The sequence below is a fragment of the Aeromonas sp. QDB20 genome (assembly GCF_027707805.1).
GTDB classification, from domain to species: Bacteria; Pseudomonadota; Gammaproteobacteria; order Enterobacterales; family Aeromonadaceae; genus Aeromonas; species Aeromonas dhakensis.
Genome location: NZ_JAPCJC010000004.1, coordinates 155,815 through 181,377 on the forward strand (window position 1 = coordinate 155,815; position 25,563 = coordinate 181,377).

19 protein-coding genes are annotated in these 25,563 nt (G+C 64.1%); 7 read left to right on the top strand and 12 right to left on the bottom strand.

Annotated elements, in window-relative coordinates; all coding sequences use genetic code 11:
• Nucleotides 1-58: 58 nt before the first annotated feature.
• Together PG897_RS06465 and pdxY are read left to right on the top strand one after the other, a co-directional pair.
• Complete coding sequence (locus tag PG897_RS06465) at nt 59-2,191, top strand: lysine decarboxylase CadA (RefSeq protein ID WP_201885080.1); 2,133 nt, start codon at nt 59-61, stop codon at nt 2,189-2,191.
• A 72-nt stretch (nt 2,192-2,263) separates the two neighbouring features.
• Nucleotides 2,264-3,127 carry a pyridoxal kinase PdxY gene (gene pdxY, locus PG897_RS06470; protein ID WP_117404558.1) on the top strand — a complete coding sequence of 288 codons (864 nt, stop codon included), beginning with the start codon at nt 2,264-2,266 and terminating at the stop codon, nt 3,125-3,127.
• Nucleotides 3,128-3,134: 7 nt separating this feature from the next.
• On the opposite strand, the gene PG897_RS06475 is transcribed toward pdxY, so the two are convergent.
• Both PG897_RS06475 and PG897_RS06480 read right to left on the bottom strand, forming a co-directional pair.
• On the bottom strand, nt 3,135-4,553 hold the full coding sequence (locus PG897_RS06475; protein WP_017784017.1) for an MATE family efflux transporter: 1,419 nt from the start codon (nt 4,551-4,553) through the stop codon (nt 3,135-3,137).
• A 99-nt stretch (nt 4,554-4,652) separates the two neighbouring features.
• The gene (locus PG897_RS06480) at nt 4,653-5,567 is read right to left on the bottom strand and encodes a LysR family transcriptional regulator (RefSeq protein WP_226014334.1); all 915 of its coding nucleotides are present in this window, start codon (nt 5,565-5,567) and stop codon (nt 4,653-4,655) included.
• 507 nt (nt 5,568-6,074) lie between these two features.
• On the opposite strand from PG897_RS06480, the gene PG897_RS06485 reads away from it, so the two are divergent.
• Entirely contained in the window at nt 6,075-7,370 is a 1,296-nt protein-coding gene (locus tag PG897_RS06485; RefSeq protein WP_005303413.1) for an HAAAP family serine/threonine permease, read from the top strand.
• A gap of 177 nt (nt 7,371-7,547) precedes the next feature.
• Entirely contained in the window at nt 7,548-8,828 is a 1,281-nt protein-coding gene (gene yjeH / locus PG897_RS06490; RefSeq protein WP_117404546.1) for an L-methionine/branched-chain amino acid transporter, read from the top strand.
• Between the two features lie 40 nt (nt 8,829-8,868).
• Here yjeH and PG897_RS06495 read toward each other — a convergent pair whose 3' ends face one another.
• The 4 genes from PG897_RS06495 to PG897_RS06510 form a co-directional block, all read right to left on the bottom strand.
• On the bottom strand, nt 8,869-9,408 hold the full coding sequence (locus PG897_RS06495; RefSeq protein WP_043170798.1) for a GNAT family N-acetyltransferase: 540 nt from the start codon (nt 9,406-9,408) through the stop codon (nt 8,869-8,871).
• A 72-nt stretch (nt 9,409-9,480) separates the two neighbouring features.
• Complete coding sequence (locus PG897_RS06500; RefSeq protein ID WP_043170797.1) at nt 9,481-11,214, bottom strand: ABC-F family ATP-binding cassette domain-containing protein; 1,734 nt, start codon at nt 11,212-11,214, stop codon at nt 9,481-9,483.
• A gap of 356 nt (nt 11,215-11,570) precedes the next feature.
• The gene (locus PG897_RS06505) at nt 11,571-12,008 is read right to left on the bottom strand and encodes a PliI family lysozyme inhibitor of I-type lysozyme (RefSeq protein WP_019839061.1); all 438 of its coding nucleotides are present in this window, start codon (nt 12,006-12,008) and stop codon (nt 11,571-11,573) included.
• A 111-nt stretch (nt 12,009-12,119) separates the two neighbouring features.
• On the bottom strand, nt 12,120-14,150 hold the full coding sequence (locus PG897_RS06510) for a M13 family metallopeptidase (RefSeq protein ID WP_201880368.1): 2,031 nt from the start codon (nt 14,148-14,150) through the stop codon (nt 12,120-12,122).
• A 126-nt stretch (nt 14,151-14,276) separates the two neighbouring features.
• Here PG897_RS06510 and tilS point away from each other — a divergent pair, with 126 nt between their 5' ends.
• The gene (gene tilS / locus PG897_RS06515; RefSeq protein WP_201880375.1) at nt 14,277-15,617 is read left to right on the top strand and encodes a tRNA lysidine(34) synthetase TilS; all 1,341 of its coding nucleotides are present in this window, start codon (nt 14,277-14,279) and stop codon (nt 15,615-15,617) included.
• 66 nt (nt 15,618-15,683) lie between these two features.
• Here the strand turns inward: tilS and PG897_RS06520 are convergent, their stop codons facing one another.
• Nucleotides 15,684-16,604 (bottom strand): GGDEF domain-containing protein, encoded by a 921-nt coding sequence (locus PG897_RS06520; protein WP_226014335.1) that lies wholly within the window; start codon nt 16,602-16,604, stop codon nt 15,684-15,686.
• A gap of 100 nt (nt 16,605-16,704) precedes the next feature.
• Here PG897_RS06520 and PG897_RS06525 point away from each other — a divergent pair, with 100 nt between their 5' ends.
• Nucleotides 16,705-18,657 (top strand): cation:proton antiporter domain-containing protein, encoded by a 1,953-nt coding sequence (locus PG897_RS06525; RefSeq protein ID WP_201880393.1) that lies wholly within the window; start codon nt 16,705-16,707, stop codon nt 18,655-18,657.
• A 66-nt stretch (nt 18,658-18,723) separates the two neighbouring features.
• Here the strand turns inward: PG897_RS06525 and PG897_RS06530 are convergent, their stop codons facing one another.
• The 4 genes from PG897_RS06530 to PG897_RS06545 all read right to left on the bottom strand — a co-directional run bounded on the left by PG897_RS06530 (nt 18,724) and on the right by PG897_RS06545 (nt 22,363).
• A complete protein-coding gene (locus PG897_RS06530; RefSeq protein WP_024941010.1) occupies nt 18,724-19,869 on the bottom strand; it encodes a patatin-like phospholipase family protein in 1,146 nt (381 codons plus the stop codon).
• 122 nt (nt 19,870-19,991) lie between these two features.
• A complete protein-coding gene (locus PG897_RS06535) occupies nt 19,992-20,861 on the bottom strand; it encodes an alpha/beta hydrolase (protein WP_201880396.1) in 870 nt (289 codons plus the stop codon).
• 71 nt (nt 20,862-20,932) lie between these two features.
• Complete coding sequence (locus PG897_RS06540) at nt 20,933-21,514, bottom strand: TetR/AcrR family transcriptional regulator (RefSeq protein WP_017408581.1); 582 nt, start codon at nt 21,512-21,514, stop codon at nt 20,933-20,935.
• 204 nt (nt 21,515-21,718) lie between these two features.
• Nucleotides 21,719-22,363 (bottom strand): response regulator transcription factor, encoded by a 645-nt coding sequence (locus tag PG897_RS06545; protein ID WP_005303387.1) that lies wholly within the window; start codon nt 22,361-22,363, stop codon nt 21,719-21,721.
• A 158-nt stretch (nt 22,364-22,521) separates the two neighbouring features.
• On the opposite strand from PG897_RS06545, the gene PG897_RS06550 reads away from it, so the two are divergent.
• Nucleotides 22,522-23,148 (top strand): glutathione S-transferase, encoded by a 627-nt coding sequence (locus PG897_RS06550; protein WP_010634756.1) that lies wholly within the window; start codon nt 22,522-22,524, stop codon nt 23,146-23,148.
• A gap of 106 nt (nt 23,149-23,254) precedes the next feature.
• Here PG897_RS06550 and PG897_RS06555 read toward each other — a convergent pair whose 3' ends face one another.
• The gene (locus PG897_RS06555; protein WP_201880401.1) at nt 23,255-25,363 is read right to left on the bottom strand and encodes an alpha-amylase; all 2,109 of its coding nucleotides are present in this window, start codon (nt 25,361-25,363) and stop codon (nt 23,255-23,257) included.
• Between the last annotated feature and the right edge of the window lie 200 nt (nt 25,364-25,563).

Below are 25,563 nucleotides of genomic sequence, written 5' to 3' on the forward strand. Positions count from 1 at the left end.
AGCGCTCTTCACTCACCATCCCTGATGGAGAGCGCCCTCTTACGTGTGGAGCATCAAGATGAACATCATTGCCATCCTCAACCACCTCGGCGTTTTCTTTAAAGAAGAACCCATTCGCCAGCTGCAAGCCTCCCTCGAGCGCAAGGGTTTCGAGGTCGTCTATCCGGTCGATGTGGCCGACTTGCTCAAACTCATCGAGAAGAACCCCCGCGTCTGCGGCGCCATCTTCGACTGGGACAAATACTCCCTGGGTCTGTGCAAGGAGATCCACGATCGCAACGAGAAGCTGCCGATCTTCGCCTTCGCCAACGACCAGTCCACCCTGGACATTCACCTGACCGACCTGCGCCTGAACGTGCACTTCTTCGAGTACCGTCTCGGCATGGCTGACGACATCGCCCTCAAGATGGGTCAGGCCACTCAGGAGTATCAGGACGCCATCCTGCCGCCGTTCACCAAGGCGCTGTTCAAGTACGTGGAAGAGGGCAAGTACACCTTCTGTACTCCGGGTCACATGGGCGGTACCGCTTTCCAGATGAGCCCGGCCGGCAGCATCTTCTATGACTTCTACGGCCCGAACGCGTTCAAGGCCGACGTCTCCATCTCCATGCCGGAGCTGGGCTCCCTGCTGGATCACTCAGGTCCGCACAAGGAAGCCGAAGAGTACATCGCCCGTACCTTCAACGCCGATCGCTCCTACATCGTCACCAACGGCACCTCCACCGCCAACAAGATCGTCGGCATGTACTCGGCGCCGGCCGGCAGCACAGTGCTGGTGGACCGCAACTGCCACAAGTCGCTCACTCACCTGATGATGATGAACGACGTGACCCCGCTCTACTTCCGCCCGACCCGCAACGCCTACGGCATTCTGGGCGGCATCCCGCAGAGCGAATTCAGCCGTGAGACCATCGCCGCCAAGGTCGCCGCCACCCCGGGTGCCCAGGCGCCGCGCTACGCCGTGATCACCAACTCCACCTATGACGGCCTGCTCTACAACACCGGCTTCATCAAGGAGGCGCTGGACACCCCTTACATCCACTTCGACAGTGCCTGGGTGCCCTACACCAACTTCAGCCCGATCTACGAAGGCAAGTGCGGCATGAGCGGCGAAGCCATGCCGGGCAAGGTGTTCTACGAAACCCAGTCCACCCACAAGCTGCTGGCGGCCTTCTCCCAGGCCTCGATGATCCACATCAAGGGCGACGTGGAGGAAGAGACCTTCAACGAAGCCTTCATGATGCACACCTCCACCTCGCCGCAGTACGGCATCGTGGCTTCGACCGAGATCTCCGCCGCCATGATGCGTGGCAACACCGGCAAGCGGCTGATCAAGGACTCCATCGATCGCGCCATTTCCTTCCGCAAAGAGATCAAGCGTCTGCGCGAGCAGAGCGAAGGCTGGTTCTTCGACGTATGGCAGCCGGATGACATCGACACCGTCGAGTGCTGGAAGCTGGATCCGAAAGATGACTGGCACGGCTTCAAGGACATCGACGACAACCACATGTACCTGGATCCCATCAAGGTGACCCTGCTGACCCCGGGCATGGGCCGCAATGGTCAGCTGCTGGAGAAGGGCATCCCGGCCTCGCTGGTTTCCAAGTTCCTGGACGAGCGCGGCATCGTGGTGGAGAAGACCGGCCCCTACAACCTGCTGTTCCTGTTCTCCATCGGGATCGATCAGTCCAAGGCGATGCAGCTGCTGCGCGCCCTGACCGAGTTCAAGCGCGGTTACGACCTGAACCTGACCATCAAGAGCATACTGCCGAGCCTCTATCGCGAAGACCCGAGCTTCTACGAAGGCATGCGCATCCAGGAGCTGGCCCAGCGCATTCACGAGCTGACCAGCAAGTACCGCCTGCCGGAGCTGATGTTCAAGGCGTTCGACGTGCTGCCGGAGATGAAGATGACCCCGCACGCAGCCTGGCAGCAGGAGCTGGCCGGCAACGTGGTGGAAGTGCCGCTGCGCGACATGGTGGACCGCATCAGCGCCAACATGATCCTGCCGTACCCGCCGGGAGTACCGCTGGTACTGCCGGGCGAGATGGTGACCCAGGATTCCCTGCCGGTGCTCGAGTTCCTCGAGATGCTGTGTGAGATCGGGGCCCACTACCCGGGCTTCGAGACCGACATCCACGGCCTCTATCGTCAGGCCGATGGCAGCTACACCGTCAAGGTGCTGCGCTAAGCGAGAGTGACAACAACGGGCCGCAAGGCCCGTTTTTCCCATCTGGGTTCATCCATTTTTTTGCGAGTCAGCATGAAACGAGTTCTCTCCATCCAGTCCCACGTGGTGTTCGGCTGCGCCGGCAACAGCGCCGCCGTGTTTCCCATGCGTCGCATGGGGCTGGAGGTGTGGCCCGTCAACACGGTGCAATTTTCCAACCATACCCAGTACAGCGCAGGCTGGCAGGGGATGGTGATGCCAAACGGCCATATTCGCCAGCTGATGGCGGGGCTGGCTGACATCGGCGTACTGGGGCAGTGCGATGCGATCTTGAGCGGTTATCTCGGCTCGGCCGAGCAGGGGGAGGAGATCCTGGCGGCGGTGGCCCACCTCAAGGCGCTCAATCCGCATGCCCGCTATTTTTGCGACCCCGTGATGGGGCATCCCGACAAGGGGTGTATCGTCGCGCCCGGCGTCGCCGATTTTCTGAAAAACCGGGCGCTGGCCTGCGCCGACCTGCTGGCCCCCAATCTGCTGGAGCTGGAGCAGCTCACCGGCCGCGAGATCCACAACCTGAGCGAGGCGCTGGCGGCTTGCCAGCAACTGCGTGAGGGGGGCGTCGAGCTGGTGATGGTCAAGCATCTGGGCCGCGCCGGCTTGAGCCTGGACCGGTTCGAAATGCTGCTGGTGTGCGAAGAGGGGGCGTTTCATATCTCGCGCCCCCTCTATGAGTTTCAACGTCAGCCCATCGGGGTGGGGGATCTGCTGAGCGCCACCATGCTGGCCAACCTGCTGGCGGGCTTCACGCCGGTGGCGGCGTTCGAGCGCACCAATGCCAGCGTGGACATGGTGCTGGCCCAGACCTGGCTGGCGGGCGCCTACGAGCTGCAGCTGGTGGCCGCCCAGCAGGCACTGGTCGAGCCCGAGATCCGCACCTGCGCCAGCCGGCTGGGTTAGCCGCGCATCAACCTGCGCGCCGTGCCAGCGTGACCTGCTGACGGGCAAGCGCCTTGGGCGAGCGCCTGGTGTGCGGGGCGCAGGCCAGCTTGAGCTGGTGCCACTCGCGCCACAGCAACCAGCACAGCGGCAGGGTCAGCAGCAGCACAGTGGTGGGCTGGGCCAGCAGCACGCCGTCGCGGCCCCACCAGAGCGGCAGCATGAAGATCAGCGGCAGCAGCAGCAGGGTCTTGGCGATGGAGATGAACAGCGCCTGACGGGTGCGCGCCATGGATTGCAGCAGCACGATGCCGAACATGATGATCCCCTCCAGCGGAATGGCGCCGAGATTGAGGGTCAGGCTGCTGATGGCGGCCGCGAGCAGCTCGCCATCCTGATCGCCGGTGTAGAGCATGGCTACCTGGCGCGGCAGCAACTGGATCAGCAGCCAGACCGCCAGACCGTAGACGAGCGTGATCTTGAGCCCCATCTCCATCAGGAACTTGAGATCGCGATGGCGCCTGGCGCCGGCCGCCTGACTGACCAGCGGCTGGATGCCAAAGGCCAGCCCCTGCAAGATGACGATGAACACCGCCTCTGTGTAGCCGGCCACGGTGAAGCCCGCCAGATCCTTGACCGAGCCGTGCACCATCAGCTGGCTGTTGTGCAGCATCAGCAGCAGGCCAAGGTTGAATTGGGCGATCAGGCTCGGCAGACCGGTGAACAGCAGGTTGGGCATGGCCGGCAAGCTGGGCATCAGCTGGCGCCATTCCAGTCGCAATCTGGCGTGACGGGTAAAGAAGTAACCCAGGCCCAGCAGGCTGACCACCCCTTCCGAGATGAGGGTGGCCTGAGCCGTACCGATGAGCCCCAGCCCCAGCCGGCCCACCATGATGTAGTTGAGGATGATGTTGAGGATGGCGCCGCCGCTGACCAGCAGCATGGCGAGCCGCGGCCGGCCGTCGTTGCGCAGCAGATAGGGCACCGCCAGGTTGCAGGCCAGCAGCAGGGTACCGCCGCCGATCCAGTAGAGGTAGTCGCTGGCCTGTTGCCAGGTGTCGGTGCCCTGCTCGATGCCCAGTGCCAGCAGGATGTCGATGTGCCAGTAGTGCAGCAGCAGCGGCGCCACCGTGCCCAGCCCCGCCAGCAACCAGAGCGCATTGACCAGCGCCTGGCGGGCCAGCCCGGTGTTCCTGGCGCCCTGCTGGAAGGAGATGGCGGTGGCCGCCCCCATGCTGATCATGGCGGCAAGGCCGATCAGCACCATGATGACCGGGTAGACCAGGTTGATGCCGGCGAGGCCGGCGGCCCCCACGTAGTGGCCGACGAAGATGCCATCGACCAGGTAGTAGGCGCCGGATACCAGCATGGCCATGACGGAGGGGAGGGCATAGCCCCAGAAACGGCGGGTCATCGCCCGCTGGCGCAGAGTGAAATAGGCAGACATATCTGTTCTCTTGGGGAGTTCGATTATCGAGCAGACAGTCTAGATTAATATTGTTTTTGCGATAATCCGGGTTCTACTTGAAGGATTGATGAGCAATATTCAGTAATTGGTCGGTTGATAGTGGGCTTTCAGCATGTCGATGAGAGCCCGCAAGCCGCTGCCCAGCTGATGCCGGCTGGGATAGAAGAGATAAAAACCGGCAAAGGTGGGGCACCAAGGCTCCAGCACGGTGAGCAGTTTCCCCTGGGCTACTTTTTGGCTCACCTCCTCTTCCAGACAGTAGGCCAGCCCCAGCCCCGCCTCGGCAGCCCCCAGATAGAGGGCCGGCGTGCTGGTGGTGAGCGGACCCGTCACCTCTATCTCCAGCAGGGATCCCTCCTCCCCGGCGAAGGCCCAGCGGTAGTGATGAGAGGGGGTGAGCCGGTAGCCGATGCAGGCGTGGCGCGACAGCTCGCGAGGGTGTTGCGGGGTGCCGTGTTCGGCCAGATAGGCGGGGGAGGCCACCACCAGATAGCGCTGGGGCGGCCCGAGCGGTACTCCGATCATCTCCTTGGGCAGCAGATCGCCGTAGAAGATAGCGGCGTCATAGCCATCTTCGATGAGGCGCGGCATCAGCTCCTGTTCCACCACTTCTACCTGCATGCGCGGGTAGAGCACCAGGTAATCGATCAACACCGGGGCCAGCAGGTCGTCGATGGCCCCGCGCGGTGCGCAGATCTTCAGCCGTCCCACCGGCTCGTCGCTGTGACGGGTCAACTCGCCCAGTGCGCTCTCCAGATGGTTCAGGGTTGGCAGCAGCCGGGTCAGCAGCCGCTGGCCCGCCTCGGTGGGCACCACGGCGCGGGTGCTGCGGTTGAGCAGCCGTACCCCCAGCCGGGTCTCCAGCCCTTTCAGGCTGTGGCTCAAGGCGGATGCCGAGACCCCGAGTTCGAGGGCGGCCTTGCTGAAGCTCTGGTGACGGGCGACGGCGGCAAACACCGCCAGTTCGGCGAGGTCGGTACGGGTGATGGCCATATTAATTCAGCGGAAAAATGTTGAACAACAGGGTACGCCAGGGCGGGGCAAGGCACAACGTGGCCAACAAACAGACACATGTAGCGAAATTGTTGTACCCATAAGGATATAGATACGGGTGAAACTACCGCTATTTGTTAACGGCTGTTCACAAAATTGGGCTCGAAACGTGATCTCTGACGCCAGAAAGGCGATTCCAATCAAACTTTGGTTGATTAATTCAAAAAAACACTGTGATCGCTAAGGGGATTTAATTAGAGTCAGCTCATCGAAACAAAGGCGTGTTAGTGAGTTGTAAAAACTGACGCGTTTGCGGCCCTCGGGCCCACTCCCCACCGGTCTGTTTGTTGCAATTTGGTTGTTACATGGAGTGATGACCAGTTTGCCGGAGCGATGGGAATGAGAATAAAACAGGGATGGACTGCAAGCGTTCCAGGGAAATGGGACAGGGCATCGCGCCCGGTTGACTAGATATTTTCTATTTTCCTTGATGACAGGAACACCCCTATGTCTGACATGAACATTGCAGTAGAAGGCAACTTAGCCAGTAATGCGTCTTCCCGTGGCATCAACAAGGCCGATGTGGTCTGGATGCTGGGTCTGTACGGTACCGCCATCGGTGCCGGTGTGCTCTTCCTGCCGATCAACGCCGGTGTAGGTGGCCTGTGGCCGCTGGTTGCCATGCTGATCCTGGCCCTGCCGCTGACCTTCTTCGCCCACCGTGGCCTGACCCGCTTCGTGCTGTCCGGCTCCACCCGTGACGGCGACATCACCGAAGTGGTGGAAGAGCACTTCGGCAAGACCGCAGGCAAGTTCATCACCCTGCTCTACTTCTTTGCCATCTACCCGATCGTGCTGATGTACTCGGTCGCCATCACCAACACAGTCGAGAGCCTGATTGTTCACCAGCTGGGCATGACTGCACCTCCCCGTGCCGTGCTGTCACTGGCGCTGATCCTGGGTCTGATGGCGGTTGTTCGTCTGGGCGGCCAGGTCATCGTCAAAGCGATGAGCGTGCTGGTATTCCCGTTCGTGATCACCCTGATGGGCCTGGCGCTCTACCTGATCCCGCACTGGAATGGTGCCATCATCACCGAAGCCCCGGCGCTGGGTGATGCCTTCAACGGCGATTTCATCAAGACCCTGTGGCTGGCCATCCCGGTCATGGTGTTCTCCTTCAACCACTCCCCGATCATCTCCTCCTTCGCGGTGGACAACAAGGGTCGTTACGGTGAAGGTGCCGAGAAGAAGTGCAGCAACATCCTGCTGGGCGCCCACGTCATGATGGTGATGACCGTTATGTTCTTCGTATTCAGCTGCGTACTGAGCCTCTCTCCGGCTGACCTGGCTGCTGCCAAGGAACAGAACATCTCCATCCTGTCCTACCTGGCCAACCACTTCGACAACCCGGTCATCGCCACCGTGGCTCCGCTGATCGCCATGGTTGCCATCAGCAAATCCTTCCTGGGTCACTACCTGGGTGCGCAAGAGGGCATGAACGGCCTGATGGCCAAGGCGCTGCGCGAGAAGGGCAAGAACGTTGACACCAAGCAACTGAACAAAGTCACTGCCGTGTTCATGATCCTGACCACCTGGGCCATCGCCACCATCAACCCGAGCATCCTCGGCATGATTGAAGACCTGGGCGGCCCCATCATTGCCATGCTGCTGTTCCTGATGCCGATGTACGCCATCACCAAGGTGCCGGCCATGCGCAAATACGCTGGCAACATCAGCAACGGCTTCGTGACCATCATCGGCCTGATCGCCATGTCCGGTATCATCTACAAGCTGATTGCCTGATAACTCCGGTTACCCGCTTGAATGAAGACGCCGCCTCGCAAGAGGCGGCTTTTTTTATGGCCGCTGTCCAGGGATACGGCCTTGCATAAAACCGGGCATATTCTCGCCGCCACGCTTAACAAAGGGGCGGGGCAGGCCTAACATGGCGGGATGTTCTTCTAGACAGGACAAAAGGATATGTCTGGGTTGAAAAAGGATCTCGGGCTCTGGCAGGGGATGGGGCTGCTCGCCACCTCCCTGCTCGGCACCGGGATCTTCGTGGTGCCGGCTACCGCCGCCTCGCTGGCAGGTGGGGCCTCGCTGTGGGCCTGGTTGCTGCTGATTGCGCTGGTTCTGCCGATTGCTTTTACCTTTGCCCGCCTCGGCCGTCGTTATCCCCACGCCGGCGGCGCTCCGCACCTGATTGGCCTCGCCTTTGGCAACGGCGCCGAACGCTTCTCCGCTTTCCTCTTTCTGGCGGTGTTGCCGGTGGGCCTGCCCGCCGCCCTGATGATCGCCGCCGGCTTCTGGCACGCCCTGTTCGATCTGGGGGAGTGGACTCTGTGGGCCATCCAGCTGCTCACCCTGCTCGGGGTCTTTCTGCTGGGGCTGCGCGGAGCGCGCTCCTCCGGCAACCTGCAACTGCTGATCGCGCTCGCCATTTTGGGGCTGACCCTGCTTATCTGGTTCAAGGGGGATATCAGCTGGCGCGACGCCGCCCGGCCGCTGCCGACGACGGAGGAGTGGCCTGCTATGGCCACCGCGCTGGCGGTGATGTTCTGGTGTTTCGTGGGGCTCGAGGCCTTCGCCCACATGGGGGAGGAGTTCAAGCGACCGGAGCGGGACTATCCGCTGGCCCTGCTCGGTGGGGTGTTGCTGGCGGGGCTCATCTACTGGGTACACTCGCTGGTGGTGCTCAAATATGGCCTCTACGGCGATGAGGCGACCAACGCCACCGCCATTCCGGCCCTGCTCTCCCTGCTGTTCGGCCCAACCGCCAAGTGGCTGGTGGCGGTGCTCGGCTACCTCTCCTGCTTTGCCAGCATCAACATCTACATTCAGGGCTTTGCCCGGCTTATCTGGAGCATGGCACGCGAAGGCAAGCTGCCCCCCTCGCTGGCGGTGCTTACCGCTCGCGGCGCGCCGCTGCGGGCGCTCGGTCTGGTACTGCTTATCTGCCTGCTCTGCATCACCCTCATCATCTGGTTGCGGTTGCCGCTCGATGAGCTGATCCGCTACGCCAACGGCAACTTCGTGCTGGTCTACCTGCTCTGCATGGCGGCGGGCTGGCGTCTGCTCGGCGGGGTGGGCAAGGGGCTGGCGGGGATAAGCGTACTGCTCTGCGCCCTGGTGCTGGTGGCGCTCGCTTCCCAGGTGCTCTATGCCGTCGTGCTCAGTCTGGGGTATGGCTGTTTCTCGTTATGGCGACGCAGAGGTCGCTGCTCGGCGCCAGATGATCGTGTCTGCGCCATCAAGTAACCCGAAAAAAGCCCCGCAGTGCGGGGCTTTTTGCTGCCTGTCAGCGGCTGGCGGACAGGTCGCTGCGCAAGATGGCGTAGTGGCGCAGGGAGATGAAACCATCCCCCTTGCGTTCGCACTCCCGCGCGGTGCCCTCGTAGTGAAAACCAGCCCGCTCCAGCAGGCGAGCGGAGGGGCGGTTGGGCTCCTCCACCACCGCCAGCAGCCGGTGCAGCGCTGTGGTGCGGTAAGTGAGCGGCAGCCACAGTTGCAGCGCCGCACTCATCACCCCCTTGCCCCAATGCTCGGGATAGAGCCAGTAGCCCAGCTCGGCCCGCCGGTGCTCAGGGTCGGCATCGTTGTAGCCGATGGCGCCGAGCGGTTCGCCCGTGTGGTGGTCACGAATGAGGTGCCAGGCGCCGCGGCCGGTGCGGGTCAGCTCGGCATACCAATCCATCTGGGCCTGGCACGCCGTCAGGCTGTCGTAGCTGACGCCGTAGTAGGCGACGACCCGCGGATCGGAGAGGCCGCGGTAGATGTGGGGCAGATCGGCGTCGCTGACCGGATCCAGCCTGATGTGGGGTTGTTGTGTTGCTGTCATGGTGGCTCCTTGCAGCCAACCTGAGTTGGCCGCGTGAGTTGAGTGATAAAGGATGGATGATGCTGGCTGGCGTCAGGCAAAGCCGAGCAGGTCGGCAAGGCGCGCCAGCTCGTCACGCCACTGCTGCTGCAGGCGCGGGGTCTGGTGCCTGGGCTTGCGGGCCAGATCGGCGGCGAGCAGGGCATCAAGCTCATACCAGCGTGCCAGCAGTGCCTCTTCGTCATGTGTCGGGCCGGCTGGGGCCAGCCCCATGGCGGGGTCTGCCAGGCTTGTCTTGTCTGCTGCCGGCGAGGGGGGGTTGCCAAACAGCTCGGCATAGGCGCGCTCGGCACTGTGAGCCTCCTGGATGCGCCCATCCTTTATCAGCCAGAAGCGGTTGCAGCTGCGCTCGATCAGCTCCCGGTCGTGGGAGACCAGCAGCACGCCCCCCGGGAAGGTGGCAATGGCCTCGGCCAGCTCCTCCTTGCCCGCCAGATCCAGGTGGTTGGTGGGCTCGTCGAGCCAGAGCATGTGGTGGCTGCCGAGGGACAGGGCGAGAAACAGCAGTCGTGCCCGCTCCCCCCCGCTCAAGGTGTGCACCTGCTGACCGTGGCGGGCATAGGGGAAACCCGCCCGAATCAGCGCCTGACGCCGGGTCGTCTCCGGCAGAGGGGACAGCGGGTAGAGGGCGTCGCTCAGGGTAGCGTCGTCCGCCAGCTGCTGCAGGGACTGATCGTAATAGGCGATGCTGGCGCCGGGGTGACAGTACCAGCCCGCCTGCGGGCTCTGCGCGGCCAGCTCGCGCCAGCACTGGCGCAGCAGGGAGGACTTGCCGGTGCCGTTGGCTCCGAGCAGGGCGACCCTGTCCCCCGCCCGCAGCCAGAGTTCCTCGGCCCGCAGCAGCGGCGGCAATGATGGCGCCGGCGCCACGTCGAGGGCCTCCAGCCGCAGCAGGGTGTCGGCGGGCAGGCTCAGTCCGCGCAGCTCGAGTCGCCAGGGGGCCAGTGCCGCGACCTGGCTCTGCTCCTCCTGCAGGCGGGCGATGCGTTTTTCCATGGACTTGGCCTGGCGTACCAGCTTCTCGTTGTCATGCTCCCGCCCCCAGATGGCGAGGCGTTTGCTGCTGGCGCTCAGGCGGTCTATCTCTTTTTGCTCGTCGGCCCGGCGCAGGCGGGCCTGCTCATCCTCGGCGGCCAGCGTCGCCCGGGCCTGGCTGCAGGGCAGGGCGAAGCGGTGCAGCTGGCCGTCTCGCAGGATCAGGGTCTGCTCGGTGACGCTGTCCAGCAGGCGAGCGTCGTGGGAAACCAGCACGAAGGCACCGCGCCAGCCCAGCAGAAACTGCTCGAGCCAGAGCAGGGCGGGCAAGTCCAGGTGGTTGCTGGGCTCATCGAGCAGCAGCAGGTTGGGTTGGCGCAGCAGGGCGCGCCCTATCTGCAGCCGGCTGTGCTGGCCGCCGCTCAGCGCACTGACCGGCAGCGTGGCCTGGGCCTCCAGCTGCAGCTCGGCCAGCAACTTGTCCACCTGCCACTCGGCGCTCGGGTCGTTGCCCAGCGCATCCAGCAGCACGGCGCGGGTGCTGAGGGTTGAAAGTCTGGCTGGCAGTTGTTGGGCCACGAACTCGCAGCGGCAGGCGGCAGCCTGCACGACCCGGCCGGCCTGGGGCGTGCGCTCGCCCGCCAGCAGCGCCAACAATGTGCTCTTGCCGCAGCCGTTGGCGCCAATCAGGCCGAGTCGGTCGCCTGCGCGAATGCCGAGTTCGAGGTGGTCAAATAACGGAAGGTGCCCTGCACTCATCTGCAGGGAATGGGTACTCATCAGGGTTGTCATGCTCTTGCTCTCTTAAATCGCGGGATCAAAGATCCCTGTCATCAGGAGCGCTGGCGACAACGGCAGAGTCGAGAAAGGTCTCGGTATGGAAGGGAGTCGGCTTTGCTCGAACCCGCTATCGCAGCGCGATGGTATGCAGGCAAGAGCACGCGAATGTGCCGAACAGGCGAGCCGAGAACATCGGACACGCTTGGATAACCATTTTTTACCTCCTTGTGTTTCGTTATGGCACGGTGCGGCGATTATAGGCACAGAAAAAAACAGTCGTCCATCCGCCCTGTGGGGGGCCGTGGGCACCGCATCGGGAGGCGCAGGGTAAAAAAACGCCCCGCTGGGCGGGGCTGGTGATGGGGATGTCAGTCGCGGGGGGTCTTGAGCGCCTCAATCACATCGTCATTGGGGGCCAGCCCCTCCACGTGGTTGAAGTTCTCCACCCCCTCCTGCGGGTTGAGGGTGAAGGCGTCGGCACTCAGGTAGCTGCCGCTGCCGGCACTCTCCACCACGACGATGAGCTCGGGCTGCTTGTCGCCGTTGAGATCCAGCAGCTTGAGCTCCTTGATGTTGCCATCGCGCGGCAGCACCTTGCCGTCGATGAACTGATCCAGCGGGAACTGGGGGTTGGCGCCGGAGTAGAGGCGCACGTCGTAGCTGCCGGTGGAGGCCGGTTCGCCGCGCCCTTCGCTGACGGTCACTACCTGGCCTGAGGGGAGCGTCAGCTGTTTGAAGAACCCGTCCGCCGCCTGGCTGGCGAGGGGTAGGGTGAGCAGGCCGAGTGTCATGAGCAAGGCTTTCATCGGTTTGACCCTTGTTACTGCGGCGGCGGTTGCCCGCCACCTGTGTCACTGTGCGAACCGGTCGGGCAGTCCCCGCCGGTCCGCGTCATCCACCCCTCAGCGGGGTCGTCATTACCAGATCTTGACCCGTTTGGCAGGGTCCAGATAGAGCTTGTCACCCGGCTGGATGTTGAACGCCTCGTAGAAGGCGGGGATGTTCGGCACCACGCCGTTGACCCGGTACTCCGGCGGCGAGTGGGGATCCGAGGCGAGCAGCATCTGCATCAGCTCGGGGCGATACACGCCCTTCCACACCTGAGCCCAGCCGAGGAAGAAGCGCTGCTCGCCAGTGAAGCCGTCCAGCACCGGGGCCTCCTTGCCATCCAGCGACAGCAGATAGGCCTTGTGGGCTATGGTGAGGCCGCCCAGATCGCCGATGTTCTCCCCCAGGGTGAACTGGCCGTTGACGAACTGCCCCGCGATGGGCTCGAAGCGGTTGTACTGGGCCACCAGCCGGCTGGTGCGGAAGCGAAACTCCTTGAGATCGGTTGGCGTCCACCAGTCGCGCATCACGCCGTCACCGTCGGATTTGGCCCCCTGATCATCAAAACCGTGGCCCATCTCGTGGCCGATCACCCCACCGATGGCGCCGTAGTTGACCGCATCATCCGCCTGCATGTCGAAGAAGGGGGGTTGCAGGATGGCGGCCGGGAAGACGATCTCGTTGTTGCTCGGGTTGTAGTAGGCGTTCACCGTCTGCGGCGACATGTGCCACTCGTCTCTGTCCACCGGCTTGCCGAGGCGCGCCAGGTTGTCGGCGTATTCGAAGGCGCGGGCGCGCTGCAGGTTGCCCACCAGATCGTCGGCGCGGATCGCGATGGCGCTGTAATCCTTCCACTTGTCCGGGTAGCCGATCTTGGGGCGGAATTTGGCGAGTTTCTCTTTGGCCTGGGCCTTGGTGGCTGGCGACATCCAGTCCAGCTCTTCGATGCTCTGGCCGTAGGCGGTGCGCAGGTTCTCCACCAGCTGTTCCATGCGGGCCTTGGCCTGGGGCGGGAAGTAGCGCTCTACGTAGAGCTTGCCCACCGCCTCGCCCAGATGATCGTCCAGCACGCCGAGGGCCCGCTCCCAGGGGGCCCGCTGCTTGGGCGTGCCGCTCAGGGTGGTGCCGAAGAAGGCGAAGTTCTGGGCATCGGTCTGGCTGTCGAGGTAGGGGGCGTAATCGGTGATGAGCTGCCACTTGAGGTAGGCCTGCCAGTCGCCGATCGGGGTCTGCTTCATCACCTCGTTCAGGGCCGCGAGATAGGTCGGTTGGCCGATGACCAGGCTCTGCTGGCCGGCGAGGCCGGCCTGGCTCAGGTAGGCGTCCCAGTCGATGGCGGGGGCGAGGCGTTTGAGCTCGCTCTGGGGCCCCTTGTTGTAGTTCTTCTCTCGATCCCGCAGGTTGACGTTGTCCCACTGGATCTTGGCGAGTTTGCTCTCGAGGGCCAGCACCCGCTTGGCCTTGGCGGCGGCATCCGGCTCGCCGAAGCGGCCCAGCATGGTGGCGATGTGTTGCTCGTATTTCTTGAGCAGCGCCTGGCTGGCGGCATCCGTCTTGAGGTAGTAGTCCCGATCCGGCAGGCTGAGGCCGGCCTGGTAGAGGTAGACCGCATAGCTGTCCGGGGCCTTGGCGTCGGCGTCTATCCAGAAGCCGAAGGGGGCGCCGCCGCCGTTGCGACCGCTCTGGGCGAAGGCGCGGGCCAGATCCTGGCTGCTTTTGATCTGCTCGATCTCGCTCAGCATGGGCAGCAGGGGAGCAGTACCCTTGGCATCCCGGGTCGCCTGATCCAGATAGCTGTGGTAGAGATCGCGGATCTGCTGGGCCTGGGTGCCGGCGGCAGCCTTGCCATCCAGCCCTTCCACCAGCACCCGCACGTCCGCCAGGGACTTGTCCCGCAGCAGGTAGAAGGCGCCGTCGGCGGGCCTGTCGTCCGGGATCTTGGCGGTGGTCAGCCAGTGGCCGTTCACGTAGCGGAAGAAGTCATCGCCGGGTTTGACGCTGGTGTCCATGTTGGCCAGCGCGAGGCCTGAGTGCTTGTTGCTGGTATCCGGCGCCTGACTGCAGCCTGCCAGCAGGGCCAGCCCGATGAGGCCGGCCAGTATGCTTTTCTTATTGTTCATTTTTTGATTCCAATTCGGGTTATACGGCTTCCTTGCCCACGCAGGGAGCGATTCACTCTAGCAGTCGGGTTAGCGCTTGATAAGCCCGACTCTGCTAAGATCCGCCAGGTCGTATTGGGGAAGCCTATGATTTCTCGTATTTATTCTCGCTTTTGTCAGACTCTGCCTGCGCCGGAAGGTTCCCGCGGCTTGCTGGTGGCCTTCAGCGGCGGGCTCGACTCCACCGTGCTGCTGGTGCTGGCGGCCCGCTTCGCTCACGCCCACGGCCTTGCCCTGCGCGCCCTGCACGTCCATCACGGCCTGAGCCCACATGCCGACGAGTGGGTGGCCCACTGCGAAGGGGTGTGTCAGCAACTGGCGGTGCCTCTCATCACCGTGCGGGTGCAACTGCAGCGGGGCAGCGGCGACAGTCTGGAGGCGCAGGCGCGGGAGGCCCGTTATCAGGTCCTCGCCGCCCAGCTGGGGGAGGGGGAGTGGCTGCTCACTGCCCACCATCAGGACGATCAGCTGGAGACCCTGCTGCTGGCGCTCAAGCGTGGCGCCGGTCTGCGCGGGTTGGCGGGCATGGTGCCGAGCCAGCCCTTTGCTGGCGGCCTGCTGCTGCGCCCGCTGCTCGAGGTGAGCCGGACCGAGCTGGCCGAGGCGGCGGCCGGCCTCCCCTATGGCTGGGTGGAGGACGAGAGCAATCAGGATGTGAGTTATGACCGCAACTTCCTGCGCCAGCAGCTCATTCCCCAGCTCAAGGCCCGCTGGCCCGCCATGGCCCATACGGCGGCGCGCAGCATGGCGCTCTGCGCCGAACAGGAGGCGCTGCTGGAGGAGCTGGCCGAGGCCGACTGGCGACTGGCGGCGGCAGGAGAGGCGCTGCAGATCACGCCGCTGCAGGCCCTGTCAGGCACCCGGCGCAACAACCTGCTGCGCTACTGGATCCGCCGCCAGGGGGGCGAGATGCCCTCTCGCGAGCAGCTCGGTCTGCTCTGGCGGGAGGTGGCGCTGGCGCGGGAAGACGCCAATCCCCAGCTCAACTGGGGGGAGCAGAGCTGCCGCCGCTTTCAGGGTCGGCTTCATCTGGTGCGACCCGGGTTGCAGCCTCGTCACGAGCAGCTGGCGTTGAGGGTGGGGGAGACGCTGATCCTGCCGGACGGGCTCGGCGAGGTGCGACTGATCTCGCGGACGGAGGGCGAAGGGCTGCGGCTGCCAGGGGCGGACGAGCCGCTGTCGGTGCGCTTCGGGGTGGCCGCCGGCAGCATGCTCAAGCCGGTGGGGCGCGGCGGCAGCCGGCGCCTCAAGAAGCTGCTGCAGGAGTATGGGGTGCCCTCCTGGCAGCGCGGCCGCATTCCCATCCTCTATTACGGCGAGCAGGTGGCGGCGGTGGGCGAGCTGTTCCTCTGTGACGGATTCATGACGCAGGAGCCAGGCCTGGCCTGGCACTGGCTGCCGGCGGCGGCCTGTCAGCCCCCGCTGTAATCCTCTCTGCAGCAAACGGACAAGGCCGGCATATGCCGGCCTTGTCGTATTCAGCGGCTGACCGGTTCAGTCCAGCAGGCCGGCCTTGCCCGCCTTCTTGCGGGCATAGAGGTGAGCATCGGCCGCCTCGTACAGGCTGTGCACGTCCACCCCGGACTGCCAGCTGGCGGCCCCCAGGCTGCAGCCGACCGAGAAGGTGCTGAGCTCCTTGTGAGTCAGCAACATGTGCTGCAGACGCAGCCAGACCGGGCGCCAGGCCTCGGGCTCGGCGGGTTGCAGCAGCAGGGCGAACTCGTCGCCGCCGAGGCGAAACGCCTGATCCGTGCTGCGGATGCAGTGGGTCAGCAGCTGGGCGAAGCGGCTCAGCACCAGATCGCCCACCGGGTGACCCCAGGTGTCGTTGATCTGCTTGAAGCTGTCGAGATCCAGCAGTACCAGCACCAACCCGTGAGACTCCCGGCTGTGTTGCTCCACCGCGCGGCCGATGGCCTCGTCGAAGTAGGAGCGGTTGCCGAGCCCGGTCAGGTGATCGAGCCGCACCTGCAGCTCCAGCTGTGACAGGCGCAGATAGAGGGGCAGCGGCAGGCTGAGCAGCTGATGATACTGCTGCAGCACCCGTTGCTGACTGCCGCTCAGGGCGTGTTCGAGGGTGTAGTGCAGCTGGCCGATCAGCTGGCCATGCTGACCGCGCAGCTCGAACGGGTAGCTGTGCAGGGTCAGGCTGGCCTGAGGTGGATGCTGGATCAGGGTGTGCGGCTGGCCGCAGTCGAAGTGCAGGCTGTGGATCCGGACAATTCTTGCCGCACGATCGGCAAAAGTTGCCAGCAGGCTGCCCAGATCCGTCTGCACCAGCAACTGCTCGAGCAGCTGGTTGCGATCCTGGCTTGCCAGCGGCGTGAGCCGCTCCATCTGGCGAACCCACTGCTCGATGCCATGTCCCAAACCGCTCAATGATGATGTGTTTTCCACGGTACAGCCCTCAAACAACCTACTTCCTGCTGCTTACCTGCAATACCTGTGCCCAAAATATGTTCGATGCGAACAAGGGCGGCTGGCTAGGCTTAAGTAGATAAAAAAGGAGGAAATATTGTACGCAGACGTATTGATCCTGCTGCTTGCCGCCGTCCTGCTGGTGGCGATTTTCCGGCGCCTGGGCCAGCCGGTGATCCTCGCCTACCTGCTCGCCGGGGTCGTGCTCGGCCCCCATGGCGCGGCCGTGATCACCGGCCAGTCGATCATGCAGACCATCGCCGAGCTCGGCATCGTCTTTCTGATGTTTTCGCTCGGGCTCGAGTTCTCGCTGCCCCGGCTCATCGCCATGCGCCGGCTGGTGATCGGGGTGGGCGGCCTGCAGGTGTTGCTCACCTCCCTGCTGTTTTTTGCCATCGCCTGGTGGTGGGGCCTGAGCCTGCCTCAGGCGCTGGTGGTGTCGGGCACCTTGGCGCTCTCCTCCACCGCCGTGGTGATCAAGCAGTTGGGGGATCAGAAGCAGCTGCATACCCGCCGTGCCCAGCTCGGGGTGAGCGTGCTGCTGTTTCAGGATCTGGCGGTGGTGCCGCTGTTGGTGATGATCCCCATTCTGGCCCGGCCGGAGATCCAGGGCAGCGCCCTGCTGGCGGAGATCGCCTGGGCCACCCTCAAGGGACTGTTTGCCCTGCTGAGCCTGCTGGCGGTGGGCAAGTGGCTGCTGCCGCTGCTGTTTCACGAGGTGGCGCGGGCCCGCTCCGACGAACTGTTCGTGCTGAGCACCCTGCTGGTGGCGCTGCTGGCCGCCTCGCTGACCCAGTGGATGGGTCTCTCCATGGCGTTGGGGGCCTTTCTGGCAGGCATGATGCTGGGGGAATCCCACTACCGTCACCAGCTGGAGGTGGACATCCGGCCGTTTCGAGACGTGCTGATGGGGCTCTTCTTCATCACCATCGGCATGACCATGGACTGGCAGCGGGTGGCGCTGGACTGGTGGCTGGTGGCGCTGAGCGTACCGGCCCTTATTCTGTTCAAGTCCCTGCTGGTGCTGCTGGCCGGTCGGCTGATGGGGGAGCGCAAGCGCGACGCCATGGCAGCGGGGATCATGTTGAGCCAGGTGGGGGAGTTCGGCTTCGTGCTGCTGGCACTGGCCAACCACCACGGTCTGCTCGATCATCGGCTGGTCTCTTTGCTCATCGGTATCGGGGTCACCTCCATCGCCATGACCCCCTGGCTGGTGCAGCAGGCTCATCAGCTGGCCCGCTCCCTCACCGATCCGGCCCTGCTCACCCGCTCCGAAGTGGCCCAGTCGGGCCTGAGCAAGAGCCAGCACGTGATCATCGCGGGCTTTGGCCGGGCCGGCCAGACCTGCGCCCGCTTTCTCAAGCAGGAGGAGATCCCCTTCCTGGCGCTGGATCTCGACCCAGAGCGGGTGAGCGAGGCCAAGTCGGCGGGGGAACAGGTGGCATTTGGCGATGCCAGCCGGCGCGACATCCTGCTGGCCGCAGGCCTGCTGCGGGCCCGGCTGGTGATCATCACCTTTGACGATCCCAAGCGGGTGGAGGCCATGCTGGCGCTCATCAGGGAGCTGGCGGGGGAGGTGAAGGTGCTGGTGCGCACCCGCGATGACAGCTTCCTGGAGGCGTTCAAGCGGGCGGGGGCCTTCGAGGTGATCCCCGAATCCCAGGAGGGGGCCCTGATGCTGGTTTCCCACCTGCTGCTCAACTGCGACATCCCCATTGGCCGGGTGATCCGGCGCATGGAGCACGAACGCAGCAACCAGTATCGCTTCCTGCACGGCTTCTATTGGGGAGATCAAAGCGCCGGCAACCTGGAGACGGATCAGCTGCTCGAGCGGCTGCACCCCGTGCTGCTGCACGAGCAGGCCTGGGCGGTGGGGCGCAGCGTGCAGGCGCTGGGGGTCGATGCGGTGCGGATCAGGGAGGTGCAGCGGGGCACACAGCGGCTGGAGCCCAGACCCGAACTGGTGCTGGCGACGGGGGATAAGCTGGTGCTGTTTGGCAATGCGGTGGCGGTGGAGCAGGCGGAGCAGCGCCTGCTGGAGGGGCGCTGATCCCTGAGCCCATGTTGCACCAGCCCTGCTGCCAATGCCGTCCCCGCTTCCCTTGAATGCTCCGGCTCAGGCCTCGACCCGTACCGCCTCCTCTAGCCCCAGAAACTGTTCGACCCGCTGGCGCTCGTTCAGGGTATCCAGGTAGCCCAGCTTGATCAGCTGCTGGCAGTAGCCGGGATAGAACATCAGGAAACTGGCCAGGCTGCTGGTCTCGTCCCCCGTCACCCCCAGCACCCGCAGCAGGCGGCGCAGATGCACCGGCAGCTTGCGCAGATAGGCCAGCGCCAGCAGGTCGAGATCCTGGCTTGGCTTGAGCACGCAGGTCTCCACCCGTTTGAGTTTCAACCGGTTGCGCTCCCGCTCCGGGATGAGATCCAGGGTCTGGTTGATGCGCCACAGCCGCTCCAGATCCGAGTTGAGGGTATCGGTGAAGACGGTGTCCAGCAGGTGGCTGGCGATGTTGGAGCTGGTCAGGTGGCCATGGTGAAAGGTGGGGGCCGTGTGCGCCGGTGGATCCAGGGTGATCAGCAGGATCCGCTCTGCCCCCAGGTGGATGGCGGGACTGAGCGGGCTCAGCTGATGGATGGAGCCGTCGCCGTAGAACTTCTCGCCGATGTGGGTGGCCGGGAAGACGAACGGCAGCGCCGAGGAGGCGAGCAGGTGATCCGAGGTGAGCAGGGTGCGCAGCCCGCGCCGTCTGGCCCGCTCCCACGGCAGGTGTTCCGCTCGCCCCTGAAAGAAGGTAGTGGAGAGGCCGTCGTCGTAGTCGGAGGCGGTGATGGCCAGCGCCTCCAGGCTGCCGTAGAGGATGTTGTCGTCGATGCGGTGATAGTCGATGAGCTGATCCAGCAGGCGGCGCAGCGGCGCGTTGTCGAACAGGTGAAAGGCGTGGTTGGTATGGGGATTGACGAGCCCCGCCGAGCCCTCGTACATCAGTCGCCACAACAGGCGCCCCGGGTGAAAGTCGAAGATGTGGTGGGTCTCGAAACGGCGCCAGACCCACTCCAGCTTGCGCACTCCCAGATGAAAGCAGGAGGCGTAGCAGGCCAGCGCGGTGACATTGATGGCGCCGGCCGAGGTGCCGCACAGGATGGGAAACGGAATGCCGAGATTGCGGGGATAGAACTCGGCGATCGCCTTGAGGGCGCCGACCTGGTAGGCGGCGCGGGCACCACCACCGGTCAACAGAAGAGCTGTGTTGGGTCTGGCCATGATACTGCGCCTTATGCATGCCACTGAGGGTGTTGCCACCGAGCAATTTAACTATAAGACGCTGTATCAAATATAAAAACAGGCCTGCCCACCATTTTTTTGCAGGCCCTTTTTGAGGCTGTTTAGTTGGCGCGACGGGCGGCGCTCAGCTGATCGAACGCGGCGAAGGCCGGGGCACTGGCGAGGATGCGGCCGTGGCCGAGGCCGCGGGTGCTCACCAGCCGGGTGCGACCATCCTGGGTGGCTCGCAGGGAATCACCGTGCGGGGCGAAGCGATCCTCCTCGTCGTGCACTATGATGGCGGCCCCGCTGCGGCCGGCGAGCCGCCCCAGCGGGTCGACCGTGCTCAAGGGGTGCTGGTACTCCTGCTCAATCTCCTTGACCACCGCATCGAACAGCCGGATGGAGTAGCCGGAGCGCGCCACCATGCCGTAGAGCTGGGGCACGTAGTCGAGCACCGGCGAGATGAGCAGCAGCGGCAGGGCATCCAGCTCGCGTCGACGGCTGGAGAGGGTGACGGCGCCCCCCATGCTGTGGGCGATGACACCCTGCAGCGGGCCGCACTCCGCCGTCATCTTCTCCACCAGTTCGTCGAAGGCACGCACGAAGCGGGGCAGGTGGCCGGTATGGCCGGCGCTGTGGCCGTGGGCCGGGTGATCGTAGGCAATGGCCGTGAAGCCCTGGGCCGCAATGTGGCTCATCAGCGGGTAGAACTGACTGGCGCTGCCTGACCAGCCGTGCATCAGCAGCCAGACCGGCCCCTGGCCGAGCCGGTAGCTCATCAGGATGCCTTCGCTGGTGTGTACGGCCTGCTTGGCCAGTCCGGCCGGTGCCGAGTCATCCCGCTGGTTGCGCTGGGGGGTGAGCAGCAGCTTTCTGGCGGTACGTTTGGCATGAGCGGGGGTCAAGGTGTGATGCAAGCGGGTGCCAAGGCCGAGCAGCCATTTGCTCGGGCTGAAGCGGCGGGTGTTGAAGTAGATCTTGCTGCTCATGGTCATCCTGTGGTTTTTATGTGCGAACGGTCGTGCTTTTTTGTCGGTTTTAAAAAAGAGAGGTCAATCCATCAGCGCCAGCCATCCAGCAGCGTCTCCACTTCGGGCCAGAAGTGGCGGGCCGGATCCTGACACAGATCGAGGGCATTGAACACCTGATCCGCCAGATAGAGACCATAGAGGCGATAGACGGCGCGCCAGGGATCCATGTCGCTGCGCCACTCGCCCTCGCTCTGTCCCTGCACCACCTGGCGGGCCAGGTAGTCGAGCCAGAAGCGCACCAGCTGGCGGGCGGCCTGCTGCACCTCCCCCTCCTGGGCCGAGGTCCAGGCGTCGAGGAACATGCAGCGGCCGGCGAAGCACTGGTTCCAGGCCAGCCAGGCCTGCAGCAGGGCCGTCAGCTTCGCTCGCTGGCTGCCGTGCTGCTGCTGGCGCACCGGCTGGATCACCCGCTCCCGGAACACCTCGGCGGCGTACTCCAGCACGGCGATCTGCAGGTTGTCGCGGGACTGGAAGTGGGCGAACAGGCCGCTTTTCGACATCTCGCAGGCGCTGGCAAGGGAGCCGATGGTGAGGCTCTCCAGTCCCTGCTGGCTCGCCTGCTCGAACGCAGTCTGCAAAATGTTGTCGCGGGTCAGCCGGCCCTTGCTCATCACACTCTCCTTTATAGACCGGGGCAGCATAAAGTACGACCGTGCTATTTGTCGAGCAGCGAATGGGCCTGCAAGAGAGGATGAGGCGGGCTCAGTCGTCCTTGATATCCATCTGCTGCAGGGCGATAACCGCCTAGGTGCGGTTCTTGACACCGGTTTTTCTGAAAGATGGGAATGAGGTGGATCCTGATGGTGGCAAGAGGCTCAGTCGTCCTTGATATCCATCTGCTGCAGGGCGATGACCGCCTGGGTGCGGTTCTTGACGCCGAGCTTTCTGAAAATGGCGGTGATGTGGGCCTTGATGGTGGCCTCGGAGACGTTGAGCTCCCAGGCGATCTGCTTGTTGAGGCTGCCGTCGCGCAGCATCACCAGCACCTTGTACTGCTGGGGGGTGAGGCTGGCCAGCTTGCTGGCAAAATCGGCGCCCTCACAGGGTTCGGGGTGGAGCGAGATGCCGGCCGGCACCCAGTTGTCACCCCCGATCACCGTATTGAGGGCGTTGACCAGCTCCTTCATCGGCGCCGATTTTGGGATGAAGCCGAGCGCGCCCAGGCGCAGCACCTGCTGGATGATGGCGGGCTCTTCCGAAGCGGATACCACCACGATGGGCAGGTCGGGATACTGGCCGCGCAGGTGGGCGAGGCCGGAGAAGCCGTTGGCCCCCGGCATCTTGAGATCGAGCAGCAGCAGGTCGACTTCCGGGTGCTCACCCAGCAGGTGGGCCAGGCTGTCGATGGAGTCCGCTTCCAGCAGCTGGGCATCGTCGATGGCCATGTGCACCGCTTGATAGAGGGCGCCCCGAAACAGGGGGTGGTCATCTGCGATGACGATGGTAAATTGGCTGTCCATTGCTCACATTGTTGCTAACTGATTGTTTTGGAAAATCAAACTAGCACCGCTCCCGGAGAGGGTCAAACCTGCCGGCGCGCAAATGTGAAGCGACCGTCGGATGTCGTGCCATTGGGGCAGATGGGATGGTCATGAACAACCCATGCAGGAGGCAATAGATGGGATCTCTGGTATTGACGGTGGGCACTGGCTCCACCTGGGCGATGCGGGCGGCGCTGGTGCTGGCCATGAGCGGGCTGGAGTGGCAGGAGCAGGTGTTCGATCTGGAGGATGCCAAGGAGCTGCAGCGGCTCAAGCGGCTGGCCCCCGCCGGCCTGGTGCCCTGGCTCGATCACGACGGTGTGCGGGTGCACGACTCGCTGGCCATCGCCGAATATATCCACGAGCTCTGCCCCGATCGCCAGCTCTATCCCGCATCACAGGCCGAGCGGGCGCTGGCCCGCAGCCTCTGCGCCGAGCTGCACGCCGGTTTTCGCCAAATTCGCACCCTGCTGCCCTTCTTCCTCGGCGCTCCGACCCGCAGCGAACCGCCGGTGGAGGCCATCGGCGAGCTGGCCCGGCTGCAGACCATCTGGTCCCAGGCGCGAGGCCCTTTCTATTTTGGCGAGGCGGGGATCCTCGATGCCTTCTATGCGGTGATGGCTTACCGGCTGGCGAGCTATGGCATCCAGCTGCCCGGCCAGGCGGGCGCCTATCAGCAGGCGCTGCTGGCCTGGCCGCTGTGGCAGCAGACCCTGGTCAAGGCGCGTCTGCAGTGGCCGGCGGCCGCCCGTCAGCCGCAGTGAACCCGCGGGCATAACCGCTGTGAACAGCTTGTCTGAACGGCTGGTGTAAACAGAGAGGGGAGCCACTGGCTCCCCTCTCTGTTTGGGGTTGATTCCTTCAGCTGGATTACGGCTGGCGGCCGGCGAACACCACCACCACCTTGTCATCTCCCTTCTCCCGCACGAAGGCATAGGGGCTGTCGGCCAGTTTCTGGTGGCTGCCCGCCGCCACCGCCGGGTGGGCGGCGCGGAACTGGCCGAGCCGCTGCCAGTGCTTGACCAGCTCGGCTTTCTCGCCATTGGCCAGCTCCTGCCAGTTCATGTCGGAACGCAAGCCTTGATCGAACACGCCGCCATCCTTGGCGAGCCCGCGGCCGGACTCATCGCCGTAGTAGATCTGGATGCCGCCCGGCAGCAGCATGAAGCTGCTGGCGACCCGGCGCTGCAGCGGCACGTCCTGATAGTCGCCGAAGAACAGCTTGGTGTCGTGGGAACTGATGTAGCTCAGCACGTTGAACTCGGGATCCTGATTGATGCGGCTGGCATAACTGGCGTAGGTGGGCTCGGCGCTGGCCAGGCACTGGGCCTGGGGCAGGGCGAACTCGCGCTGATAGTCGAAGTTGATCAGCGAATCGAAGCCGTTTTGATACCAGAAATCCTTGGCCACCCCGTGATCCCACACCTCGCCCACCATGTAGAAGGGCAGGTCGTCGAGCTTTTTGGTCGGGTTGTCGGCTTTCCACTCCTTGAGGGCATCGGTGCCAGCCTGCTTGAGGCGGGCCCACACCTCTGGCTCCAGGTGTTTGACGGTGTCGGCTCTGAAGCCGTCGATGCCGAAGCGGCGCACCCAGTCGGTGTGCCAGGCAATGAGATAGTCGCTCACGGTGGTGTTGGGCAGTGGCTTGGCCCTGGTGTCCTGTTTGGCCGCCAGCAGCGGCGGCAGCCCCACCGGCTTGGTGGATTCGGTCAGAAAGTCCGGCAGCCCCGCCACCGAGCCGGTGACATCATCTGTGCCGGGCTGCGGGTAGCCGGGCAGGCCGGCCCGCACCCAGTCACCGCTCCACCACTGGTCCCACTTCGGCGACTGGTAGTCGATGAACTGGTTGTAGCCATGCCAGTTGAGACCGCCGCTCGGGCGCCACTGGTTCCAGGTGGTCGGTAGTTTGGCTGTGTTTTGGGCCAGATCGGTGAGCCCCAGATCTTGCAGGTCGGCGAGGGTGGCGTAGCCTGCGTGGTTCATCACCACGTCGAGGATGATGCGCATGCCGCGCTTGTGGGCCTCGTCCACCAGGGTTTTCAGGCTCTCCTCGTCGCCGTAGTTGGGATCTATCTTGGTGAAGTCCAGCGCCCAGTAGCCGTGGTAGGCGTAGAAGGGGAAGTTGCCCTGCTCGCCACCGCCGATGAAGCCGTGCACCTGCTCCACCATGGGGGTGATCCAGATGGCGTTGATGCCGAGCTGCTTGATGTAGTCGAGCTTGGCGGTCAACCCCTTGAAGTCGCCACCGTGCCAAGTGGCCACTTCATCCTGACCGTCTTTCTGGCGCCCGAAGCTGTGGTCGTTGGCGGGATCGCCGTTGTTGAAGCGGTCGGTCAGCAGGAAATAGACGCTCGCCTGATCCCAGTTGAACGGCGCTGACTTGGCTGCCTTGACCGGCTCGAGCAGCAGTAGGCCACCGCTCTCTTTACTCGGCGTCAGGGTCAGCTTGCCGCCCTTGACCACCCCTTGCTGGCCGGAGTAGGCATCCCGCAGTTGGGTGCCGTCGGGCCAGACTCCTTTCAGGGATACGGTCACCGGGCCGCTATCCCAGCTGATGCAGGGCTCCGCTGGCGGCTGGCGCTTGAACTCGCTCTTCCTGGTGGCACGCAGCACCTTGAGGCTGGGGGTATCCGGGTTGAAGGTGAACTCATACTCCCCCGTCAGCATCACCCGCAGGTTGAAGTGCTGCCCCTTGCTGCACTTGTCCATGGGCTGGGCGGTGCCGAAGGGGAGCGGTTTGGCCTCGCTCGGGCCGAAGCTGGTGCCGCAACTGTTGCCCGCGTCGCTGATGCGGATCTGGTGGCTCCCCTTGGTGAGCGGATGGGTCAGCTGCACCGCCCCCTTGTCCAGCGTCAGCGGCGCGCCGACCGGCTGGTCATCCACGTAGAGGCGCACCTCGGCGGCCATGGCCTGAGGGAGGAAGAGGGGGCAGGCCAGCAGGGCGAGCCAGAGGGAAGAAACCGAGGGGGTGCGACGCATAAGCCATTCCTTGCTGGGGTTAAGCGGACCAGATTGCCGTCAATGGGGCTCATTCTAGGAGGCATGAGGGCGCGCTTGGACAGGCAAACCGTCGATTTGTGACATCAGTTCAAATGGTTACGTTTTCAAGAGTGGAAAAGTGTGAGCGGGGTGTCGTGCCCATAAAAAAAGCCGGTCGATAGACCGGCTTGTTGCATTGC

What these genes read in the sequence shown, in the direction of transcription:
- PG897_RS06465 (WP_201885080.1), top strand. Translation starts at nt 59, where the DNA reads ATGAACATCATTGCCATCCTCAACCACCTCGGCGTTTTCTTTAAAGAA.
- pdxY (WP_117404558.1), top strand. Translation starts at nt 2,264, where the DNA reads ATGAAACGAGTTCTCTCCATCCAGTCCCACGTGGTGTTCGGCTGCGCC.
- PG897_RS06475 (WP_017784017.1), bottom strand. Translation starts at nt 4,553, where the DNA reads ATGTCTGCCTATTTCACTCTGCGCCAGCGGGCGATGACCCGCCGTTTC.
- PG897_RS06480 (WP_226014334.1), bottom strand. Translation starts at nt 5,567, where the DNA reads ATGGCCATCACCCGTACCGACCTCGCCGAACTGGCGGTGTTTGCCGCC.
- PG897_RS06485 (WP_005303413.1), top strand. Translation starts at nt 6,075, where the DNA reads ATGTCTGACATGAACATTGCAGTAGAAGGCAACTTAGCCAGTAATGCG.
- yjeH (WP_117404546.1), top strand. Translation starts at nt 7,548, where the DNA reads ATGTCTGGGTTGAAAAAGGATCTCGGGCTCTGGCAGGGGATGGGGCTG.
- PG897_RS06495 (WP_043170798.1), bottom strand. Translation starts at nt 9,408, where the DNA reads ATGACAGCAACACAACAACCCCACATCAGGCTGGATCCGGTCAGCGAC.
- PG897_RS06500 (WP_043170797.1), bottom strand. Translation starts at nt 11,214, where the DNA reads ATGACAACCCTGATGAGTACCCATTCCCTGCAGATGAGTGCAGGGCAC.
- PG897_RS06505 (WP_019839061.1), bottom strand. Translation starts at nt 12,008, where the DNA reads ATGAAAGCCTTGCTCATGACACTCGGCCTGCTCACCCTACCCCTCGCC.
- PG897_RS06510 (WP_201880368.1), bottom strand. Translation starts at nt 14,150, where the DNA reads ATGAACAATAAGAAAAGCATACTGGCCGGCCTCATCGGGCTGGCCCTG.
- tilS (WP_201880375.1), top strand. Translation starts at nt 14,277, where the DNA reads ATGATTTCTCGTATTTATTCTCGCTTTTGTCAGACTCTGCCTGCGCCG.
- PG897_RS06530 (WP_024941010.1), bottom strand. Translation starts at nt 19,869, where the DNA reads ATGGCCAGACCCAACACAGCTCTTCTGTTGACCGGTGGTGGTGCCCGC.
- PG897_RS06535 (WP_201880396.1), bottom strand. Translation starts at nt 20,861, where the DNA reads ATGAGCAGCAAGATCTACTTCAACACCCGCCGCTTCAGCCCGAGCAAA.
- PG897_RS06540 (WP_017408581.1), bottom strand. Translation starts at nt 21,514, where the DNA reads ATGAGCAAGGGCCGGCTGACCCGCGACAACATTTTGCAGACTGCGTTC.
- PG897_RS06545 (WP_005303387.1), bottom strand. Translation starts at nt 22,363, where the DNA reads ATGGACAGCCAATTTACCATCGTCATCGCAGATGACCACCCCCTGTTT.
- PG897_RS06550 (WP_010634756.1), top strand. Translation starts at nt 22,522, where the DNA reads ATGGGATCTCTGGTATTGACGGTGGGCACTGGCTCCACCTGGGCGATG.
- PG897_RS06555 (WP_201880401.1), bottom strand. Translation starts at nt 25,363, where the DNA reads ATGCGTCGCACCCCCTCGGTTTCTTCCCTCTGGCTCGCCCTGCTGGCC.